At 61.7% G+C, this 17,452-nt stretch carries 18 protein-coding genes; 7 read left to right on the forward strand and 11 right to left on the reverse strand.

What is annotated here, in order from left to right; translation table 11 throughout:
• Positions 1-20: 20 nt before the first annotated feature.
• The 7 genes from AC0L7I_RS04310 to AC0L7I_RS04340 all read right to left on the reverse strand — a co-directional run bounded on the left by AC0L7I_RS04310 (position 21) and on the right by AC0L7I_RS04340 (position 6,250).
• A complete protein-coding gene (locus AC0L7I_RS04310) occupies positions 21-668 on the reverse strand; it encodes a pseudouridine synthase (RefSeq protein WP_473398312.1) in 648 nt (215 codons plus the stop codon).
• Entirely contained in the window at positions 665-2,095 is a 1,431-nt protein-coding gene (locus tag AC0L7I_RS04315) for a sensor histidine kinase (RefSeq protein WP_473398313.1), read from the reverse strand. Before AC0L7I_RS04315 ends, AC0L7I_RS04310 begins: the two co-directional genes overlap by 4 nt.
• A 15-nt stretch (positions 2,096-2,110) precedes the next feature.
• Entirely contained in the window at positions 2,111-3,556 is a 1,446-nt protein-coding gene (locus AC0L7I_RS04320; protein WP_473398314.1) for a dihydrolipoyl dehydrogenase family protein, read from the reverse strand.
• The gene (locus tag AC0L7I_RS04325) at positions 3,556-4,305 is read right to left on the reverse strand and encodes a TVP38/TMEM64 family protein (RefSeq protein ID WP_473398315.1); all 750 of its coding nucleotides are present in this window, start codon (positions 4,303-4,305) and stop codon (positions 3,556-3,558) included. The genes AC0L7I_RS04320 and AC0L7I_RS04325 overlap by 1 nt, the downstream gene beginning before the upstream one ends.
• On the reverse strand, positions 4,292-5,092 hold the full coding sequence (locus AC0L7I_RS04330) for a DUF547 domain-containing protein (RefSeq protein WP_473398316.1): 801 nt from the start codon (positions 5,090-5,092) through the stop codon (positions 4,292-4,294). The genes AC0L7I_RS04325 and AC0L7I_RS04330 overlap by 14 nt, the downstream gene beginning before the upstream one ends.
• A 106-nt stretch (positions 5,093-5,198) precedes the next feature.
• Positions 5,199-6,059, reverse strand: coding sequence for a fatty acid desaturase (locus AC0L7I_RS04335; protein ID WP_473398317.1), 861 nt, complete (start codon positions 6,057-6,059; stop codon positions 5,199-5,201).
• On the reverse strand, positions 6,056-6,250 hold the full coding sequence (locus tag AC0L7I_RS04340; protein ID WP_473398318.1) for a hypothetical protein: 195 nt from the start codon (positions 6,248-6,250) through the stop codon (positions 6,056-6,058). The genes AC0L7I_RS04335 and AC0L7I_RS04340 overlap by 4 nt, the downstream gene beginning before the upstream one ends.
• 127 nt (positions 6,251-6,377) lie before the next feature.
• On the opposite strand from AC0L7I_RS04340, the gene AC0L7I_RS04345 reads away from it, so the two are divergent.
• The gene (locus tag AC0L7I_RS04345; RefSeq protein WP_473398319.1) at positions 6,378-7,517 is read left to right on the forward strand and encodes an aromatic ring-hydroxylating oxygenase subunit alpha; all 1,140 of its coding nucleotides are present in this window, start codon (positions 6,378-6,380) and stop codon (positions 7,515-7,517) included.
• 10 nt (positions 7,518-7,527) lie between these two features.
• Here AC0L7I_RS04345 and AC0L7I_RS04350 read toward each other — a convergent pair whose 3' ends face one another.
• Positions 7,528-8,712 carry a serine hydrolase domain-containing protein gene (locus tag AC0L7I_RS04350; RefSeq protein ID WP_473398320.1) on the reverse strand — a complete coding sequence of 395 codons (1,185 nt, stop codon included), beginning with the start codon at positions 8,710-8,712 and terminating at the stop codon, positions 7,528-7,530.
• A 216-nt stretch (positions 8,713-8,928) separates the two neighbouring features.
• Between AC0L7I_RS04350 and rpmH the strand changes: the two genes are divergently transcribed.
• Genes rpmH through yihA form a run of 4 tightly spaced genes read left to right on the forward strand, consistent with a single transcriptional unit; the run spans position 8,929 to position 12,005 of the window.
• Complete coding sequence (gene rpmH, locus AC0L7I_RS04355) at positions 8,929-9,063, forward strand: 50S ribosomal protein L34 (RefSeq protein WP_034738102.1); 135 nt, start codon at positions 8,929-8,931, stop codon at positions 9,061-9,063.
• 44 nt (positions 9,064-9,107) lie between these two features.
• Positions 9,108-9,476, forward strand: coding sequence for a ribonuclease P protein component (gene rnpA, locus AC0L7I_RS04360; RefSeq protein WP_473398321.1), 369 nt, complete (start codon positions 9,108-9,110; stop codon positions 9,474-9,476).
• Between the two features lie 54 nt (positions 9,477-9,530).
• Complete coding sequence (yidC, locus tag AC0L7I_RS04365; RefSeq protein WP_473398322.1) at positions 9,531-11,360, forward strand: membrane protein insertase YidC; 1,830 nt, start codon at positions 9,531-9,533, stop codon at positions 11,358-11,360.
• A gap of 3 nt (positions 11,361-11,363) precedes the next feature.
• The gene (gene yihA, locus AC0L7I_RS04370) at positions 11,364-12,005 is read left to right on the forward strand and encodes a ribosome biogenesis GTP-binding protein YihA/YsxC (protein WP_473398323.1); all 642 of its coding nucleotides are present in this window, start codon (positions 11,364-11,366) and stop codon (positions 12,003-12,005) included.
• An 88-nt stretch (positions 12,006-12,093) separates the two neighbouring features.
• On the opposite strand, the gene AC0L7I_RS04375 is transcribed toward yihA, so the two are convergent.
• Positions 12,094-12,477: a hypothetical protein gene (locus AC0L7I_RS04375; RefSeq protein WP_473398324.1), complete on the reverse strand. Its 384-nt coding sequence runs from the start codon at positions 12,475-12,477 to the stop codon at positions 12,094-12,096.
• A gap of 125 nt (positions 12,478-12,602) precedes the next feature.
• Here AC0L7I_RS04375 and AC0L7I_RS04380 point away from each other — a divergent pair, with 125 nt between their 5' ends.
• A complete protein-coding gene (locus AC0L7I_RS04380) occupies positions 12,603-13,157 on the forward strand; it encodes a nucleotidyltransferase family protein (protein ID WP_473398325.1) in 555 nt (184 codons plus the stop codon).
• Between the two features lie 29 nt (positions 13,158-13,186).
• On the opposite strand, the gene AC0L7I_RS04385 is transcribed toward AC0L7I_RS04380, so the two are convergent.
• On the reverse strand, positions 13,187-13,981 hold the full coding sequence (locus AC0L7I_RS04385) for a DUF2189 domain-containing protein (protein WP_473398326.1): 795 nt from the start codon (positions 13,979-13,981) through the stop codon (positions 13,187-13,189).
• A 211-nt stretch (positions 13,982-14,192) separates the two neighbouring features.
• On the opposite strand from AC0L7I_RS04385, the gene AC0L7I_RS04390 reads away from it, so the two are divergent.
• The gene (locus tag AC0L7I_RS04390; protein ID WP_473398327.1) at positions 14,193-16,253 is read left to right on the forward strand and encodes a TonB-dependent receptor; all 2,061 of its coding nucleotides are present in this window, start codon (positions 14,193-14,195) and stop codon (positions 16,251-16,253) included.
• A 385-nt stretch (positions 16,254-16,638) separates the two neighbouring features.
• On the opposite strand, the gene AC0L7I_RS04395 is transcribed toward AC0L7I_RS04390, so the two are convergent.
• Positions 16,639-17,235, reverse strand: a complete 597-nt coding sequence (locus AC0L7I_RS04395) for a DUF4303 domain-containing protein (protein ID WP_473398328.1) — start codon at positions 17,233-17,235, stop codon at positions 16,639-16,641.
• Positions 17,236-17,452: the final 217 nt, after the last annotated feature.

Here is a 17,452-nt window from a genome sequence, read left to right on the forward strand (position 1 = left end):
AGGTCAAGGGCGCATGGGATTCAGAACGGGCACACACATTCAAACCGGAGGCGATCATTGCTGGTGGGGTGCATGAGTTCAAGCCGCGTAGCGTGCAGGTGCAGCCGGGGCGCTGCTGCCAGCGCGTCGGCATGGGCATAGATATCGTCGCCGAGAATGGGGTGGCCGATGGCCGCCAGGTGAAGGCGCAGCTGGTGAGTGCGGCCGGTAAGCGGGGTCAGCGCGAGGCGGGCGCCATGATCATGCGTGCCAATTGCCTGGTATTGAGTCTGGCTGGGTTTGCCTTTGGCATGATCGACCTTCTGGCGCGGACGGTTGGGCCAGTCCTGTCCGAGCGGCAAGTCGATGACGCCGGAATCCGGAACGGGCGCGCCCCAGACTTCTGCGACATAGGATTTCGCGATCACGCCTTTTTCGAACTGGATCGACAGCCGCCGTTGGGCCTGTTTCGACCGCGCAAACACAAGCAGCCCGCTGGTCGACATGTCGAGACGGTGGACGGTCAGCGCTTCGGGGTAGTCGGCTTGAACGCGAGATATCGCGCAGTCGGCCTTTTCCGGGCCCCGTCCGGGTACGGAGAGCAGTTCGGCAGGCTTGTCGATGACGACAAGGTCGGGGTCGATATGGATGTAGCTGGGCTTGCCTTGAGGCGGCGCGTAACCGCTCACGCGCCGAGCCCAGGCAGGCTGAGCCGGAACACCGTACCGTCTGGACCCGTAGTGGCCAGCACCAGGTCGCCGCCCATGCCTTGCGCGAGTTCGCGGGCAATCACGAGGCCGAGGCCGGTGCCGCTGCTGCGCGAACTTCCGGCAAAGGGCTTGAACAGGTTCGCGCGGGCCGAGTCCGGCAGGCCCGGTCCGGTGTCGGCCAGTTCAAGCCCGAGCGGAGACAGGGAGGCGGTGATGCGCGATCCGCCCTCGTTTTGTGCCGCCATGGCTTCGGCGGCGTTGCGGATGAGGTTGCTTGCGATCCGGTGAAGGTGGTCCGGGTCGGCGTTCACCTTGACGGTCGCCGGCACCTCGTTGCCCCAGTCGACGCCTGGATGTGTGGCCAGCGCCTCGGCGGCGGATTCGTCGAGCACCGCATGGAGCGCGACCGGTTCCAGTCGCGCAGCCTGCGGTGTGGCCTTGCCATAATCGAGCGTTTGCGTGGCAAGGCTGATCGCCCGTTCGAGTGCGCGCTCAAGGCGCGGCGCGGCCTTCTGCACGCGCGGGTCTTCCGAGCGGGCGAGGACATCGGAGACGAGTTGCGCCGAAGCCAGTGAATTGCGCAGGTCATGATTGATCTTGGCGACGGCCGCGCCGAGTTCGGCGAGGTGGGCCCGGTTGCGGAAACTTGTCGCTACGGTTTCTTCCATGTCGGCGAGGGCATTCTGTGCCCGTCCGATCTCGTCGCGGCGGCGGGTGGGCGGCAGGCGCCGGGTCCAGGCGCCCGGGTCGTCGCGGAACTGTTCCGCGCTTAGCGTGACACGGCGCATGGGCCGGACGACGAGGAAGTGGAGCATGACATAGATGATGGTGGCCGCGACAAAGGCGATCAGGAGCGAGAGCGCGGCGATCCGGCGGGCATAAGCCAGCATTGCGGCCTTGAGGGGTGCCTGGGGCACAACGATCTCCATGACGCGGCCCGGCGCCGAGCCGTCGGCGAGGATGACCAGGATGCGGTCGTCAGGCGCAAAGAAGGCACCCATCGCGGAGAACGAACGGCTGACCATGGTCGAGCCGCGCAGGTCAAGCCCGTGCATCTGGCCAGTGATCGCCTGCTGCGCCGGCAGGAGCTGCACGCGCATGTCGTCTTCGATTTCTGTCACAGCGAGCACTTCGGCGCTCATCAGGAGTTCGTCGGAGAGTTCGTCCGACACGCTGCGCGAGGGTGCGGCATCCAGCGCCAGGGCGGCTGTTCGGGCGGCCTGCACGCGTTCCTGCAGCCAGGCATTGCGAAAGCCCGACGCGCTCGGCACGAAGATCAGGCCTTCGACCAGAAGGATCGAGGCGATTGTCAGCGCGAACAGGCGAAAGGACAGGCTTTCGAACCAGCGCGAGAGCGCAGGTGCGGGCAGGTCGCGTGAAAGGGCGGTCCGGGTCTCGTCGCTCACCCGCGCTGAACTAGCTTACGGGATGCGCTGGAGCAAGCCGACAAGGCGCCGGGCTGACTTGCCGGTGAGGGCTTCGGTGAAGTGGGCCGAGGCCGCGCGCTTCACGATTTCGGCCCGTGTCGGATAAGGCGAGATGAAATTGGTGAGGTCTTGCACCTTGAGCCCGTTGGACATGGCGACGCTGATGAGCTGCAGGATGTCGCCCGCACCTTCCCCGACAATGGAGGCACCCAGAAGCGCACCCTTGCGAATCACGAGCTTGGTTTCGCCCAGCGTCTTGCCTTCGGCGATCGCGCGGTCGTTCTCGTGGAATGCAAACGACGAAGTTGCGACACTGTCGCCGAACTTCTCGCGGGCTTCCGCTTCGGTCAGGCCGATCTGGGCGACTTCCGGCGACGTATAGGTCACTGCTGGGATTGGCAGGCTGCTGGCCTTGGTGCCCTGCTTGAAGAAGGCCCGGCGGGCGAAGACCGAGGCGTGCCAGCCGGCAACATGGGTGAATTGCTCACGGCCTGCCGCATCGCCAAGGGCCCAGACACGCGGATTGCTGCGCGAACGGAGATTGTCGCCGACAATGACGCCCTTGCGGTCATGATCGACCCGACCGGCGTCGAGATTGAGACCGTCCAGCATGGTTCGCCGGCCGACGGCGACGAGCAGGTGGCTGCCTTCGATCGTTCTGGTGACACCTTCATGTTCTGCATGCACCCTGATATGTCCGTCTTCGGAAGAGACGCGTACGGCCTTGTGGCCTTCGAGAACGGTCACGCCCTCCTCGCGCAGGGCGCCGAGGGCTACGGCCGCATGCGCGGGATCGGACTTGCCGAGCGCGCGGCCCATTTCAATCACGGTGGTTTTCGCGCCTAGCCGGGTAAAGGCCTGCGCCATTTCCATGCCGATGGGACCTCCGCCCAGGATGACCAGATGCTCCGGGAAGTCCGGCATCGCGAAGATGGTTTCGTTGGTGAGGTAGGGCGCCGATGCGAGCCCTTCGATGGGTGGGATGAAGGCGGTCGACCCGGTGGCGATGACGATTCGGCGGGCGCGGGTGCGGGTCGTGGCGGAGGTGATCGTGCGCGGGTCGGCGAAGCTGGCCGCTTCGCGGATGACGGTGACGCCGAGGCCTTCGAACCGTTCCTGGCTGTCGACCGGGGCAATCGTATCAATCGCGTGACGGACATGAGCCTTCACCGCTGCCCAGTCAGTCGTTGGTGCGGAGACATTGACGCCCAACTTGCCGGCGTCACGGGCCGATTGGGCGGCCTTCGCGGCGCTGAGCAGGGCCTTGGATGGAACACAGCCATAGTTCAGGCAATCGCCGCCCATTTCGTGCTTTTCGTAGAGCACGACCTTGAGGCCGAACATGGCCGCACCGGCTGCGGCGGAGAGGCCGCCGGACCCGGCGCCGATGACGACGAGGTCGGCCTTGTCATCTGTCACCGCAAGTTTCGTATCGTGCATCAGTTTGTCCCTTCGAGCCTGGCGGCTTTCTTTGAGAAGAGTTTCTTGTAGGCGACCGGGAGCAGCGACACCACGCCCAGGACGACAACGGCTGGCGCCATGTTTCTTGCGATACTGGCAATGTTGGGGTCCTCGCCGGCGGCAAAGGTCGCGCCGAGGCCCGCGCCGATCCACGTATAGGCGAGGACGCCGGGAATGATGCCGAGTGCGGTCGTGATCGCATACTCGCGATACTTTGCTCCAAGGATTGCGGGCGCGATATTGGCGACCGGGAACGGGACGATCGGCAGGAAACGCAAGGCGAACATGTAGGAAAGCGCATCCTCCTGGAAGCCGCGCTCCATCTTTTTGACAAAGGGCCCGGCCCGTTCGTGCAGCGCTGCACCTAGCGACGTGCGTGCGGCAAAGAAAAGGAGACTTGCGCCGAGGGTCGCGCCCGCAATCGTCGCAGGCGTGCCGCCAATCAGGCCGAACAGGAAGCCGCCTGCGATCGTGATCCAGAGCGCGCCCGGGACCATGAACAGGGTCGCGGCGGCGTAGATCAGGACATAGGCGGCGACGGCCACGAAGAGATGGTCGCTGACGAAACCACGCAAGGCGTCCTGCCGGGTGCGCAGGGTTTCGAGCGAAAGATAGTCGAACAGGCCGAAGGCCCATGCGGCAAGAATGCCGGCGCCGATCACGTAGAGCGGCCAGAGACGGATCGCGAGCGGGGTCGGCTTGGGCGCCGGGGCGTCATTCGGAGTCATTGAGGGACCAGTCATAATCAAAGGAGCGGATCTTCGGGTTGGCGCGGATCTGCTTGGCGAGGCCAGTATCGGCGTATTTCAGCAAATGGTCGATGACAGCTTGTTTCGAACCGCCGAAATCGGCGGCAAACCAGTCATAGATGGATGAGACGACGAGGCCCCTGTCGGTCACGTTCACGCCGCGCGGATCGTTGACATAAGCGCGGGCCGCTGCGTCGAGATCGGTATCCAGCGTCGCCGGCTCCCAGGCTTTTGCCATCAGGTTCGGGCAGCTGATGGCGGCGCAATTGATGGCATAGTGAACGCGCGGCTCATGGAATTTCGGTCGCAGGATCTTGTGCTCGATATCGTCGAGGGAGACTTTCCCGCCGCCGACGGTGACCATGATCTTTTTCCACGGGCCGCCGAAGAAATATCCGTCCTTGATCGAGCCGAGCGGGTATTTCTCGACGACGTAGCGGACCGTCACGGCATTGTAGAGATTGGCCCACGCGGCGAAGGCGGCGTCATTCGTGCCGGAGAGGTCCATCTCCGCGAAGCGGTCGATATAGGCGTCGAGCGCTGCGCGGTCGGCCGCATTGGCTTTCAGGGCGCCATAGTCGATCCGATTAGCGCCATTGTCAGACGTGTGGACGTACTTCGCCAGGAGGCGCGTCCATTGGGCGTGCTGGGCCTTGGCCATGCTTGGGTCTTCCTTGATGCCGGACGCTAGATCCCTTGCCTGCGCCGGCAAGGCAAGCGGCATCGCCATCAGCGCGGCGGCAAGCAGGACTCGGGATAGCGGCATGGATTCGGGCCTTCGATTGAAGACCGAGATATATCCTGTCAGCGCGACCTTTGCCTGTAACGCTTGTGGCAGGCGCGATCAAACGCCCGTGATCGGCTGTGTGACCCTAGATGTTTTCGAGGCGGCAGTCGCGGGCCTCCAGCACGTCGCGCATCTCGTGGAAGGCACGCGGCGTGCGGATCAGCGGGATGCGCGGGTGCAGGTGGTGGACAATATGATATTGCATGCCCATCGAAGCGATATTCCCGAAAGCGGCCCGGAAGCCGCGCGTGTTGCGGTAACGCCCCGTTTCCTTGGCGGGATGATGCGGGGCCCAGCTGAGATAGTAGACGATATAGGTCTGCCCGATATGCCGGGGCAGCCACCACAGGAGCGCGGCCTCGATCGCATGACCGCTCCAGGCCATCGCAAACAGGATGGTATAGTAAGCGAGTGTCGCCAGCGCCGCGTCCAGCATGACGTCCGGTCGCCCGATCCGCTGAAGGGTTTCGCCATAGGCATTCTGGACGCCGGGCTGGCGGGCCTGGAGACTGTTCCAGATCGCGGCGAGCGGGCCGGAGGCGTGCGTGCCATAGTCCGGGTCGAGGTCCGGGTCATTGGTGTGCTTGTGATGCTCCAGATGGGTCAGGCGGGCGACCCGGTAGGGCAATACGAGCGGAATGGTCGAGACATGGCCGACCAGTTCATTGAGCCAGCGCAGGCGGTCGCCAGGCCGGGCGATGATGTCGTGCTGGGCCTCGTGCGAGGGCAGGTAGCACAGCATCACGTTCAGCGTGGCAATCGGGAACGCGATCCAGACCGATAGCGTGCCGGTGAGAACGAGTGGCCACAGCGACAGCCAGACCGCAAGGTTTAGAAGGGCCCAGGTGACGGACAGCCAGGGGAACTTGCCAATATGCCGCCGGGCGATCTCGCGTTCGCGGCGCATCAGGTCGGCGTCGGAATTGCCTAGCGGCATGTCAGTCATACCCAGCGACCCCGGTACTGGGCGATCCCGCCCCAGACAACGGCCAGACTGAGGCCGGCCACAAGCGGCGTCAGTCCGAAGGGCAGGTCAATCCCGGCGCGCGTGATGATCTGCATTGTCAGGGGCGCGATGAAGCCGAACGCAAATACAAGCGCGCCATACTGGAAGATGGTCTTCAAGATGAATGTCATTCCGGATCCTCCCGTCGCGGCAAAAAGGTGACACATGCGTCACCTTTTGTCGAGGATGTACGCTAGTTCCGGCCCTGCATTCGACAAAAGTTGACGCATGTGTCATTTTTGTCGCGGGAGGATCAACATGACAGATATGCTGGCGGGCCTCACGGCCGATGAACTGGAACGCGTGGGATTGCCTCTGGAGCAGGCATTCACGCTCCCACCCAACGCTTACATCCGGGACGACGTCTTCGAACGGGAAACGGACCGGATCTTTCGCAAGAGCTGGCTGCCGCTTGCACGTATCGACCAGGTAGCGCAGCCGGGCGATTATCTGTCGATGGACCTGATGGGCCAGCCGATCATGATCGTGCACGGTCAGGATGGCGAGGTCCGGGTCATGTCACGCACTTGCCTGCATCGCGCTGCGCAGGTTGCCGAGGGCAACGGTAACCGGAAGCTCTTCACCTGCCCCTATCATGCCTGGAGCTATGACACGGCAGGCCAGCTCGTTCGCGCTCCCCTGATGGATGGTGCGGACGACTTCGCGGAAGCGGATTGCCGCCTGCCGCAGGTGCGTACCGAGATATGGAAAGGTTTCATCCTCGCCAATTTCGACCCGGATGCCGCGCCCTTCGCCCCGCAGGTCAAGACGTTCGAGACCTATTTCGAGAAGTTCCGGCTTGAGGACATGGCCGTTGTCCGCACGCTGGAATATGACAGCGACTGGAACTGGAAAGTCCTCGTCGAGAACTTCATGGAAGCCTACCACCACATTGCGGTTCATCCGGAGACGTTCGAGCCTGCCTATCATGCGCGCGATTCCTGCGTGCCCGACAATGACGGGCCCTGGTCCATCCTTCACATGCCGGCAGCCCATGCCGAGCTGCCGCCCGGATTGCCGCCGGTCGAGGGACTTGAGGACTGGCAGGCGCGCGACCTGTTCGCCAGCGTGCTTTACCCGCACTTCCTGCTGGGCGTGCAGGGCAGCGTTGTCACCTGGTACCAGGTCTTCCCGGAAGCGGCCGGAAGGCTGAGGCTGAAGATCCACATCTGTGTCCCTGGCGTGTATGCCGGTTTTGAAGGGTTCGATCAGATCGCAGACGAGATCAGCCATATGGTCGACGCGATCCATCAGGAAGACATTGGCGCGAATGATACGGTCTGGAAGGGCCTGAACGCCCCGATCACGCGTCAGGGCCGGCTGTCGCCGCTGGAAAAGGCGATCTGGCAGTATAACAGATGGTGGCTGGAAAAGATGGTGCCCGAAGACGAGGCCTGACTTGCGGGCCCTATTTGCCGCCGCCGGCGCGGTCCGTGTCGAGTTCCATCCAGTCCTGCGGCGGCAGGTTGTAGGCCATGTCCATGACCTCGAACTCGATGCCGACAGGCAGGCGCGAACTTGAATTCCAGAGCGCCACGACGCCGGTGTCGCGTTCGGGATCGAACAGGATCAGCGAACGATAGCCTTCGACCGCGCCGCGGTGGCCGATAACGCGGATTCCGGTGTCGCCATATTTGTAGACACGCCAGCCAAGCGCGTAGCGGGCATCTTTCATATGGCCCTTGTAGCGCCGGGTGAGGCCGGATTGTTCGCGGCTGGTATAGATGCGCGGAGTCTGCATCATTTCCAGTGCGGTGTCGCTGAGCACGTCGGGCGCCAGCCCCATCTGCGCGCGGGCATAGAGGGCGAGGTCGCGGATTGAGCCATTGACGCCGCCAGCCGCCGGCACGCGGTAGTAATCGTCATTCACTGTCTTGGGCCGGGGCGGGCCGGCATCCCTCTCGCGTTTCGTGTAGGGGCGGGCCCAGGAGGAAGAAGCTTCAAGGCCAACACGGCCAATGCTGGCGGTGACCATGCCAAGAGGCTTGAACAGTGATTCATCGATGGCATCGGCATATTTTGACTGCGTCACCTGTTCGACGACTTCCGCGACCGTGTCGAAGGCGACGTTTTGGTAAGTATGGCATTCGCCAATCTGGCAGATCGTTTTCAGGCTGCGCAGGCTCTCGCGGATCTGGGCCGGGTCGCGGCCGTCTTCCAGCGTCGTGTCATAGGCGTTGGAAACGATGCCCAGCCGATGCGAAAGGACATCTTCCAGCGTGGCCCGTGTCTCGCCGCCGCCGGGCAGTCGCAGCGAGGTCTTGAATTTCGCCACCGTGTCAGAAAGGTTGAGCCGGGCCTGTCCGGCCAGGATGGCGATCTGGCTGGCCGCGACGCCCTTTGACAGGGAGGCCCAGCGGAAAACCGTTTCGTCCGTTACGGGCGCGCCGCCGATTTCCGTGTAGCCATACCCCTTCGCAAAGCGGATCTCGCCGTCTTCGATGACCGCCACCGCGAGGCCGACCATGTCCTCTCCGGCGGCGAGCCGGGTCAGGCGCTGGTCAAGGCGGTCATAGTCAATGGCCTGGGCAAAGGCAGCAGGCAGGGCAGACGCGGCGAAGAGGCAAAGAAGGGCAGGCCGCAGGAAACGCATGAATATCCTTTGAATCTGGCTGCCGGATCGATCCAAATTGATCAAGACTCTCGCTTCCTGTAAAGAGATTGCAGGCGGCAGGGCTTCCAGCGGAACCCGCGCGCCGGAAAAATATGCGGTCCGGACCAGCCAGACTGTGCTTGCCCGCCTTGACCTTCACACCTGTCGCCTGTATTGGCCCCTCTTTCCGAGACACATCAGCCTTAGAGCAGACCCATGAAACGTACATTCCAGCCAAGCAACCTGCGCCGCAAGCGTACCCATGGTTTCCGCCTTCGCATGGCGACCAAGAATGGCCGCAAGGTTCTGGCACGCCGCCGGGCAAAAGGCCGCAAGGAACTGTCCGCCTAGCGCGAGACACATGTTCCCCCTGCCTGGAAGGCCGGGAACTGCACATGCCGCAAGACAATCAAGACAATCCGATTGAGGTCGTTCGCCTGGCGAAGCGGCCTCAATTCCTTTTTGTGCGTGGCGGCAAGGCCGAACGGCGAAAATCCCTCGTTGTCCAGGCGCGCAAGCGCACCGGCGAAGCGCCAGGCAGCCATATCGGTGCGGGCTTCACGGCGACCAAGAAGGTCGGCAATGCGGTCGTGCGCAACCGGGCGAAGCGCCGGCTGCGGGAAGCCACCCGCCTGCTGCTGCCCCGGCTGGGACGCCCGGGAACCGACTATGTTTTCATCGCGCGGGATGCCACCGCTGACATTGCGTGGGCGCGTTTGCTTGACGATATGGAAAGCGCGCTGATAAGCCTCGCCGCTGATTGACCGTGCCCCCTCGATCTGCGAGGTGGCGCCCAGAAACCTCCGGGACAAAATTCCATGGAAAAGCAAGACCAGCGCAATTTCCTGATCGCGATGGCTTTGATGGTTGCCTTCGTGTTCGGCTACCAGAAAGTCTTCATGGAGCCCGCGCAGAAACGCTTCGAGGCCCAGCAGGCCGCGATCAAGGCCGACGAACAGCCCGGCGTGAGCGCGAGCGAGCTGAGCAATATTCCGGCAATTGCCGCGACCAAGACCGTCGAGGAAGCGATTTCCGGGCCGGGCCGCGTGAAGTTTGACGGCGATTCCGTTGACGGGTCGATCCGCCTCGCCGGTTCGCGGATCGACGATCTCAGCCTGCGCAAGCACTACCTGACCGTGGAAAAGACGCAGGAAGTACGGCTGTTCCGTCCGGAAGCGACGGATTACGGATATTTCGCCACCTATTATTGGGCCGACGGATCGTCGCTCATCGCGGGCCGCAATTCGCCCTGGGTGCAGGTCGGCCTGGGCAGCCTGACGCCGTCCTCGCCGATCAAGCTGCGGCTTGAAACGCCGGGCCTGACCATCGACCGGACGATTTCGGTCGACGAGAATTACATGTTCTCGTTTGACGATACGCTGACCAATACCGGCGATGCCGAACGCACGGTTCGCGCCATTGGCTCGGTCGAGCGGCACGGCGACTTCAAGGGCTTCCTCGAATTGACCGATCCCGGCTCTGCAGCCGCCGGTGGTCTTGCCCATATGGGCCTGATGGGGGTCGTCGACGGCAAGTTGCGCATGAAGAAATACAAACCGCTCCTGGCTCTCAAGAAAATTGACGGGGAAACCAGCGAGGGCACATTCCCGTCCACGCAGGGCGGCTGGTGGGGCCTGACGGACAAATACTGGATGGGCGCGCTGGTGCCGCAGCAGGACCGCCCGTTCAACGGGATCGTCAACAAGAAGTCGATTGCCACCGACGGCCCGCTGGAAGTGCGCACCGAGAGCGAGGCATTCACGCTGGCGCCCGGCGCGAGCCAGACGACCCAGAACCGCCTCTTCGCCGGCGCCAAGCGTTTCGAAGTCCTGCAGGACTACCAGAACAAGGACGGTATCCCGCGCATGGTTGATGCCATCGACTGGGGCTGGGCCTTCTTCCTGACCAAGCCCTTCTTTTATGCGCTGGAATGGCTGTCCGGCGTGGTCGGTTCGTTCGGCTGGGCGATCCTTGCCTTCACGGTCCTGATCAAGCTGCCGCTCGTGCCGCTGTTCAACCAGAGCTACAAGTCCATGGCCAAGATGAAGAAGCTGCAGGAGCCGATGAAGGAGCTGAACGAGCGCTTTGCGGCCGATCCCCAGCGCAAGCAGCAGGAAATCATGAAGCTGTACAAGCAGGAAGGCGCCAACCCGATTGGCGGCTGTGTCCCGATCCTGTTCACCATCCCGATCTTCTACGCGCTCTACAAGACGCTCTATGTGACGCTGGAAATGCGCCAGACGCCGTTCATGTTCCTGAAAGACCTCTCGGCGCCGGACCCGACCGCGATCGGCAACCTGTTCGGCCTGCTGCCCTGGGCGGCGTCCGACATCAAGGCCATTCCCGTGATCGGCATGATCATCGGCATCGGAATCCTGCCGCTGCTCTACGGCGTGACGATGGCGGCCCTTCAGAGCCTCAGCCCGGCACCGACCGATGCGACGCAGAAAATGGTGATCCGGGCCATGCCGATCGTATTCATGTTCGTGTTCGGCGGCTTTGCGGCCGGCCTGGTGATGTACTGGGTGTGGAGCAATATCCTGTCCTTTGCGCAGCAATATTTCATCATGCGCCGCAACGGGGTCGACACCGAGCTTGGCAAGACGATCTCGCGCCTTCTGGGCCGCGAGAAAGCGCCGGCGGACTGATCCATGGACACGCGTCCCGCCCCGAGTGAAGACCAGATCGAAACCGGGCGGCTATTGTTCGCCGGCCCGGTGGAATTCGTCATGGGCGTGGTCGACCTCAAGGGCCTGCCGCCCGCCGACCGCACGGAAGTCTGTTTTGCCGGGCGCTCGAATGTCGGCAAGTCGAGCCTGATCAATGCCCTGACCGGACGCAACAAGCTGGCGCGCTCCTCATCCGAGCCCGGCCGCACGCGCGAACTCAATTATTTCGATGTCGGCCCCGGCCAGCTCTATCTCGTCGACCTGCCGGGCTTTGGCTATGCCAAGGTCAGCCGGACGCAGGCCGAGGCCTGGATGAAGCTGACCCGCTCCTACCTGCGCGGTCGCCCAAGCCTGCGCCGGGTGTTCCTTCTGGTCGATGGCCGCCGCGGCCTGATGGACACGGACGAAGAGGTCATGGCCATGCTGGACGGCTCGGCGGTGACCTACCAGGTCCTGCTGACCAAGGTCGACAAGCTCAACAAGGGCGAGGTCGATGCGCTGCAGGCGGATATCGAGACCAGGCTGAAAAAGCACGGCGCGGCGCACCCGCTGGTGCTGGTGACCTCATCCGAAAAGGGCTGGGGCATTCCCGAACTGCGCGCCGAAATCGCTTCGCTGCTTTAATCCAGCGCCTGCGGCGCCTGTGAGGGCGCTTGGGGGGGTTCAGCTGTCCTGAGGGGGCGGTAGGGGTGTTGTACGGTCGCGGTACGTGTCAGGTGTCGGGGACCGGGACCTGATGAACCTGTGTCCCCTGCGCAGGCAGGGGCGCGGGTGGGCGCGCGCCGGGACCCGGGAATCGCCGCCCCTGCCTGCGCAGGGGACACGGGAGATTTGTTTCGGGAATGAGGACGCGTTTCAACCGCCTGGACACAGGCGCCCGAAAAGTACACGGACGATGCCCGGATAAATCATCCGACAGCCGGATGACCACGACCCGCCCATTCCGCATCACGCCCCAGAGCATCTGGCTGCCCGGTCCGCCTGCCGCGCGGAACCATGCCTTCAGGCGCTGGATGCGCCAGAAGACCAGCGGCCAGAGGGGCAGCAGGTACCAGGGCAGGCCGGGCATGGGGGCGAGGAGGGAGACGCTGGGCATCGCGGCACATTATACGCGCAGGCCGGGAGGGGGTGGAAGCGCGCGAGCCTGCCCCCCATTCCGGACGTCTGTCTTTCGTCAGCAGCGGACATCGCAGACTGGAGTGAAATGTGCGATTGTCCGGGATGCTCACCGAGAACACTTTTCGAGATATTGTCACGTCTATCCCGGAAAATGCAGAGATCCTTGCGGCGATGGAGCAGTTGAAGCTCCCCGACTGCTATCTGACGGCTGGATGTTTGTTTCAGCCGATCTGGAACCGGAAATCCAACCAACCTGATCTTCAGAACGTCCGGGATTTCGATGTTTTCTACTATGATGGTGACGTATCATGGGAGGCAGAAAATTGCGTGATTGAAAGCGCTGCAAAGCCTCTCGGCCCGCTGGCGGACCGCGTAGAAATCAGAAATCAAGCACGTGTCCACCTTTGGTATGAACAGCGCTTTGGAAGCCCGATAGCGCCGCTCAAGCATTCCCGCGACGGCATCGATCAGTTTCTCATTTCATGCACCTGTGTCGGCATCGAAGTGAGCACGCGTGAACTCTATGCGCCATATGGCCTGTCCGAATTGTCGGACGGCGTGCTGCGAATGAACCCCGCAAACCCGAAGCCGGATCTTTTTCGGGTAAAGGCGTTGGACTATCAATCGCGGTGGCCTTGGTTATCCATCGCGCGGTGACGTCCGCTTTGGCGCCGCAAGCGGAGCGCCTATTCCGCCTCGGCCATGTCGCCGTGTGACGATGGCACGAGTTCGCGATAGGCGCGCCAGCTGGCGAGGCCGATGACGGGGAAGGTGACGATCAGGCCGAGAAAGCCGGTGGCGATGCCGAGCACGGTCAGGATCACGATCAGCATGGCCCAGACCAGCATGGGCAGGAAGTTCTGCGCGATCGTGCGTACGCTGGTGATCGTCGCGATGAAGACATTGGTCTTTTCGTTCAGCAGCATCGGGGCGGACACGACGACGAGGGAATAGGCCATGAAGGCGATCACGCCGCCGATGGCGGTGCCGACCATGACCATGTTGTGGCCCTCAGGGCTGGTCAGCATGAAGTTCACGAACTCGGGCAGCGTCTTGTGGACCCGGTAAGTCGACAGGCCATAGACGATCTGCGATGCCTCGACCCAGAAGGAGTAAACGAGGAACAGCGCGAGCCCGAGATACATCAGGTCTTGCCGGAAGGCGGAGCGCACGAACAGGATGCTGCCGACACGCGGACGTTCGCCCCGCTCCAGCATGCGCCCGGTATTGTACAGTCCCATCGCAAGCATCGGAGCGACGAGCATGAAACCGGCTGCCAGCACGAACAGCCATTTCAGCGCGCCCACGGAATAGAGCGCGGCCGTCAGGCCGACGCTGAGCGCCACAAGGATAGCGCCGTAGACCAGGCACGGCCACAGGGCCCTGGTAAAGTCTGACCAGCCGCCCGCCAGCCAGCCGAACGGCGCGGTCAGGCCAATCGTGTTGACGGCCGGCAGAGTTGTCGTTGTCGTCGGCTCCATGCGTCCCTCCCAGAACATTTTTATTCAAGCCTAGCAGTGTGAACCCGGCGCGAAAGTAAGGGAAGTTACGCATAGACGGTCCGATGGCGGCGGGCACCGGGACGGGCCCTGCGACATTGTTGCAAACCATTCTCATCAACCTTGCAAGCCATTCGCCATCGTGACATGAGCGCGCATGTAACTCATTCTCAATTGCAAGGTTTGCCATCTCATGCGTTTCCTAACTGCCAGTGCCCTGGCCCTGTCTGCCCTCACAGCGTCTCCTGCCCTGGCAGATGAAGGCGGCAGGGAGGTGGATGAAACCCGGGTGATGGACACGATTGCTGTTCATGGCACCTACCTGTCCAATGAGAAATTCAGTGGCACCAAGACGCAAACACCGATTGTCGATGTGCCGCAAAGCCTCTCCGTTGTGACGAGCGATCAGATTGCCGAGCAGGCCTTCACCGATATGGGCGATGTTTTGCGTTATACTCCCGGCGCGTCGATTGGACAGGGTGAAGGCCACCGTGACCAGATCACGATACGCGGCCAGAATTCGACGGCAGACTTTTTTATCGATGGCTTGCGTGACGATGTGCAGTATTTCCGGCCACTGTATAATGTCGAGCAGGTCGAAATCCTGCGCGGATCGAATGCGATGATCTTCGGCCGTGGCGGCGGCGGCGGCGTCGTGAACCGCGCGACCAAGCGGCCCGATTTTGATGCCGATATTACCAGCCTGTCCGTCAGTGCCGATACGTTTGGAGAGATGTCAGGCGCCATTGATTACAATACGGCGATTGGTGCGGCCTCGGCCGTTCGCCTGAATGCGTTCGCCGAATTGCTGAACAATCACCGCGACCAGTTCGGTGGCGACCGGTTTGCAATCAATCCGACATTTGCCACCCGGTTGAGCCCGGATACAAGCCTGCTCCTGTCCTACGAGTTTGTGGACGATGACCGGGTTGTCGACCGGGGCGTGCCATCGGACGGATCGGGCGCGCCGCTTGCGGACTATGACACTTTCTTCTTCGGCAGCCCGGACCGGAACCGGACAACCCTGCAGGCCAATATCGCCAAGGCGCGCCTGGACCACCGTTTTTCGGACTCGCTGTCGATCAATACGACGCTTCAATATGCCGACTATGACAAGATGTACCAGAACATCTATGCGGCGAGCTTCGACGCTGTTGCCGATACAGTGACCCTGGACGGGTACCAGGATAAAACGGCGCGTGAGAACCTGATCCTGCAGACCAACCTGGTCTCTGAATTTGCGACGGGCGGCCTTGTCCACACGCTGCTGATCGGCGCCGAATATGCCGACCAGCAGTCCGCCAATGCGCGGAACGACAATGTGTTTTCCGACACCAATGATGATCAGACCACCATCGCACTGACCCGGCCGCTGGCCTTGCCGGCCTTTGCGTTTTCGAGCGCGGTTCGCAACCGCCGGTCCGATGTCCAGGTCCTGTCCCTCTATGCCCAGGACCAGGTCGATATTGGCCAGCATTTCAAATTGATTGCCGGGGTTCGGTTCGACCAGTTCGACATTGATGTGAATGACATTCAGAACACGGCGCGGTTCAGCCGGACCGATGAAGAGATTTCGCCGCGTATTGGCATCATCTACAAGCCGATGGACAACGTGTCGGCCTATGCGAGCTATAGCAAATCATTCCTGCCGCGGTCAGGCGACCAGTTCCTGGAATTGACGGATGCCAGTTCGCAGCTCGCGCCAGAGGCGTTCAACAATCAGGAGATCGGCATCAAGTGGGATATACGGCCCAACCTCAGCCTGACGACGGCCGTGTTCAAGCTTGACCGGGATACAACCGAGCGCACGGCGGATGGTGAAGACAGTTTTGTAACGACGTCGGAAACACAAGGGTTCGAAATCCAGCTTGGCGGCCAGGCAACCGATCGCTGGCGTGTGGATATCGGGTATAGTTATCTCGATGCGGAGCTTGAAGACGGATCAACTCGCGGCCAGGTCCCGGCGCATATGTTCTCGGTCTGGAACCGCTATGACGTGTCGTCGCAACTCGGGTTCGGCCTTGGCGTCACCTATCAGGACGAACAGTTCGCATCCGCCAGCAACGCCGTAACTGTGCCGGAATACACAAGGGTGGATGCGGGCATTTTCTACACGATGCGCAATGGCACGGCGCTGCAGCTGAATATCGAGAATGTGCTGGACGAGGACTATTTCCCGGCCGCACACAATGACAACAACATTTCCCCCGGTGCGCCGCTGAATGCGCGGTTTACGCTCCGCACGCGTTTCTAGGCAGGCACGGCCAGAGCGCCTTGCGAAAGTCGGCCCAGCCGCCAGCGAGCCAGCCAAACGGCGCGGTCAGGCCAACCGTGTTGACGGCCGGCAGATGCCTTGTCGTCGGCTCCATGCGTCCCTCCCAGAACATTTTCTTTCAAGCTTAGCAGCGTGAATGCCGGGCGAAAGAAAGGAAAGGTACGCATAGGGGGGCAGATGCGGACCGGGCGCGGGGCGGCAGGGGTGTGGCAAGGGGGCGGTGAGGACGGGACTGTGTGTCCTCGGTCCGGGTGTCTCTCGTGGGTCAGGAGCAGACGTAAAGCGAGCGACTTAGATGCGGCGATAAAAGGTCGCAGAGTGGATGGCTGCGTTCTATTGACGGCTTCAACCGGTCGAAGCAAGGTTAAAATCCGAATGCTCTCCTGAACTCGGCCTCATACAGATTCCATGTTGCTTTTGCGTTTAAGGACTTTGCAGACTTCAGGGTTGTTTTTCCGTAGTCGTCATAGATGCCCATGTACACGAGAATCGGCTTTGACGAGCGTTCCTCAAACAATCCCGTTTGCACGAGCGATTGCAGAGCATCGTACATGGCGGATGTAACGAGTTTTCTGTACCCACCGAACCAAGGCTGGAATTGATCGGTCAATGAACGCGTAGCTCCTGACGCTCCATTTCTAAATTCATCTAACATTTGGTCAGCTTCATGGAACCCCAATGCGCCGCTGATCAATTCCCGATCACGCCACTCATTCCATCCCCATTTAAGTCCAGCTGCGGCTCGACTATTGGGAATTGAGTATCGATGTTCTTTGTATAGTCGTTCAAAATTTTCGACCGTGCTGACTGATGCTCCAATTGAGCTTGCGTCGGACCAAGTCGTTAGAACAAAAGCATAAATTTCCTCATGAGAAAATCTTGCTTGCGCGCCTTGCCAAATCGACTTCGTTCCAGACGCAATCGCTGCCGCCAATTGGTTCTTTTTCGATTCGTTACGCAAATGCTCATTCCTAACATCATCTAGGTCTACAGCTCATCGCCGACCTGCGTTCATTAGCAGAACCGATTCACTTTCCAATGTCCGTTTCACGGCGACTTAAGCCGCTCGTTTACGTCCCCTACGACGCCGATTGCAGACATTTCTGATTTAAACTACAATTATTCTAGAGGATCGGTGACTGAGTGGCTGAAGGTGGGCGCACCCTTAACTGGGGCGC

The sequence above is a fragment of the Hyphomonas sp. J20-32 genome (assembly GCF_055808555.1).

Coding starts and splice junctions, on each gene's coding strand:
- AC0L7I_RS04380 (WP_473398325.1), top strand. CDS start 12,603: ATGCTCACCGAGAACACTTTTCGAGATATTGTCACGTCTATCCCGGAA.
- rpmH (WP_034738102.1), top strand. CDS start 8,929: ATGAAACGTACATTCCAGCCAAGCAACCTGCGCCGCAAGCGTACCCAT.
- AC0L7I_RS04345 (WP_473398319.1), top strand. CDS start 6,378: ATGACAGATATGCTGGCGGGCCTCACGGCCGATGAACTGGAACGCGTG.
- AC0L7I_RS04385 (WP_473398326.1), bottom strand. CDS start 13,981: ATGGAGCCGACGACAACGACAACTCTGCCGGCCGTCAACACGATTGGC.
- AC0L7I_RS04325 (WP_473398315.1), bottom strand. CDS start 4,305: ATGACTCCGAATGACGCCCCGGCGCCCAAGCCGACCCCGCTCGCGATC.
- rnpA (WP_473398321.1), top strand. CDS start 9,108: ATGCCGCAAGACAATCAAGACAATCCGATTGAGGTCGTTCGCCTGGCG.
- AC0L7I_RS04375 (WP_473398324.1), bottom strand. CDS start 12,477: ATGCCCAGCGTCTCCCTCCTCGCCCCCATGCCCGGCCTGCCCTGGTAC.
- AC0L7I_RS04390 (WP_473398327.1), top strand. CDS start 14,193: ATGCGTTTCCTAACTGCCAGTGCCCTGGCCCTGTCTGCCCTCACAGCG.
- AC0L7I_RS04350 (WP_473398320.1), bottom strand. CDS start 8,712: ATGCGTTTCCTGCGGCCTGCCCTTCTTTGCCTCTTCGCCGCGTCTGCC.
- AC0L7I_RS04335 (WP_473398317.1), bottom strand. CDS start 6,059: ATGACTGACATGCCGCTAGGCAATTCCGACGCCGACCTGATGCGCCGC.
- AC0L7I_RS04340 (WP_473398318.1), bottom strand. CDS start 6,250: ATGACATTCATCTTGAAGACCATCTTCCAGTATGGCGCGCTTGTATTT.
- AC0L7I_RS04320 (WP_473398314.1), bottom strand. CDS start 3,556: ATGCACGATACGAAACTTGCGGTGACAGATGACAAGGCCGACCTCGTC.
- AC0L7I_RS04330 (WP_473398316.1), bottom strand. CDS start 5,092: ATGCCGCTATCCCGAGTCCTGCTTGCCGCCGCGCTGATGGCGATGCCG.
- yihA (WP_473398323.1), top strand. CDS start 11,364: ATGGACACGCGTCCCGCCCCGAGTGAAGACCAGATCGAAACCGGGCGG.
- yidC (WP_473398322.1), top strand. CDS start 9,531: ATGGAAAAGCAAGACCAGCGCAATTTCCTGATCGCGATGGCTTTGATG.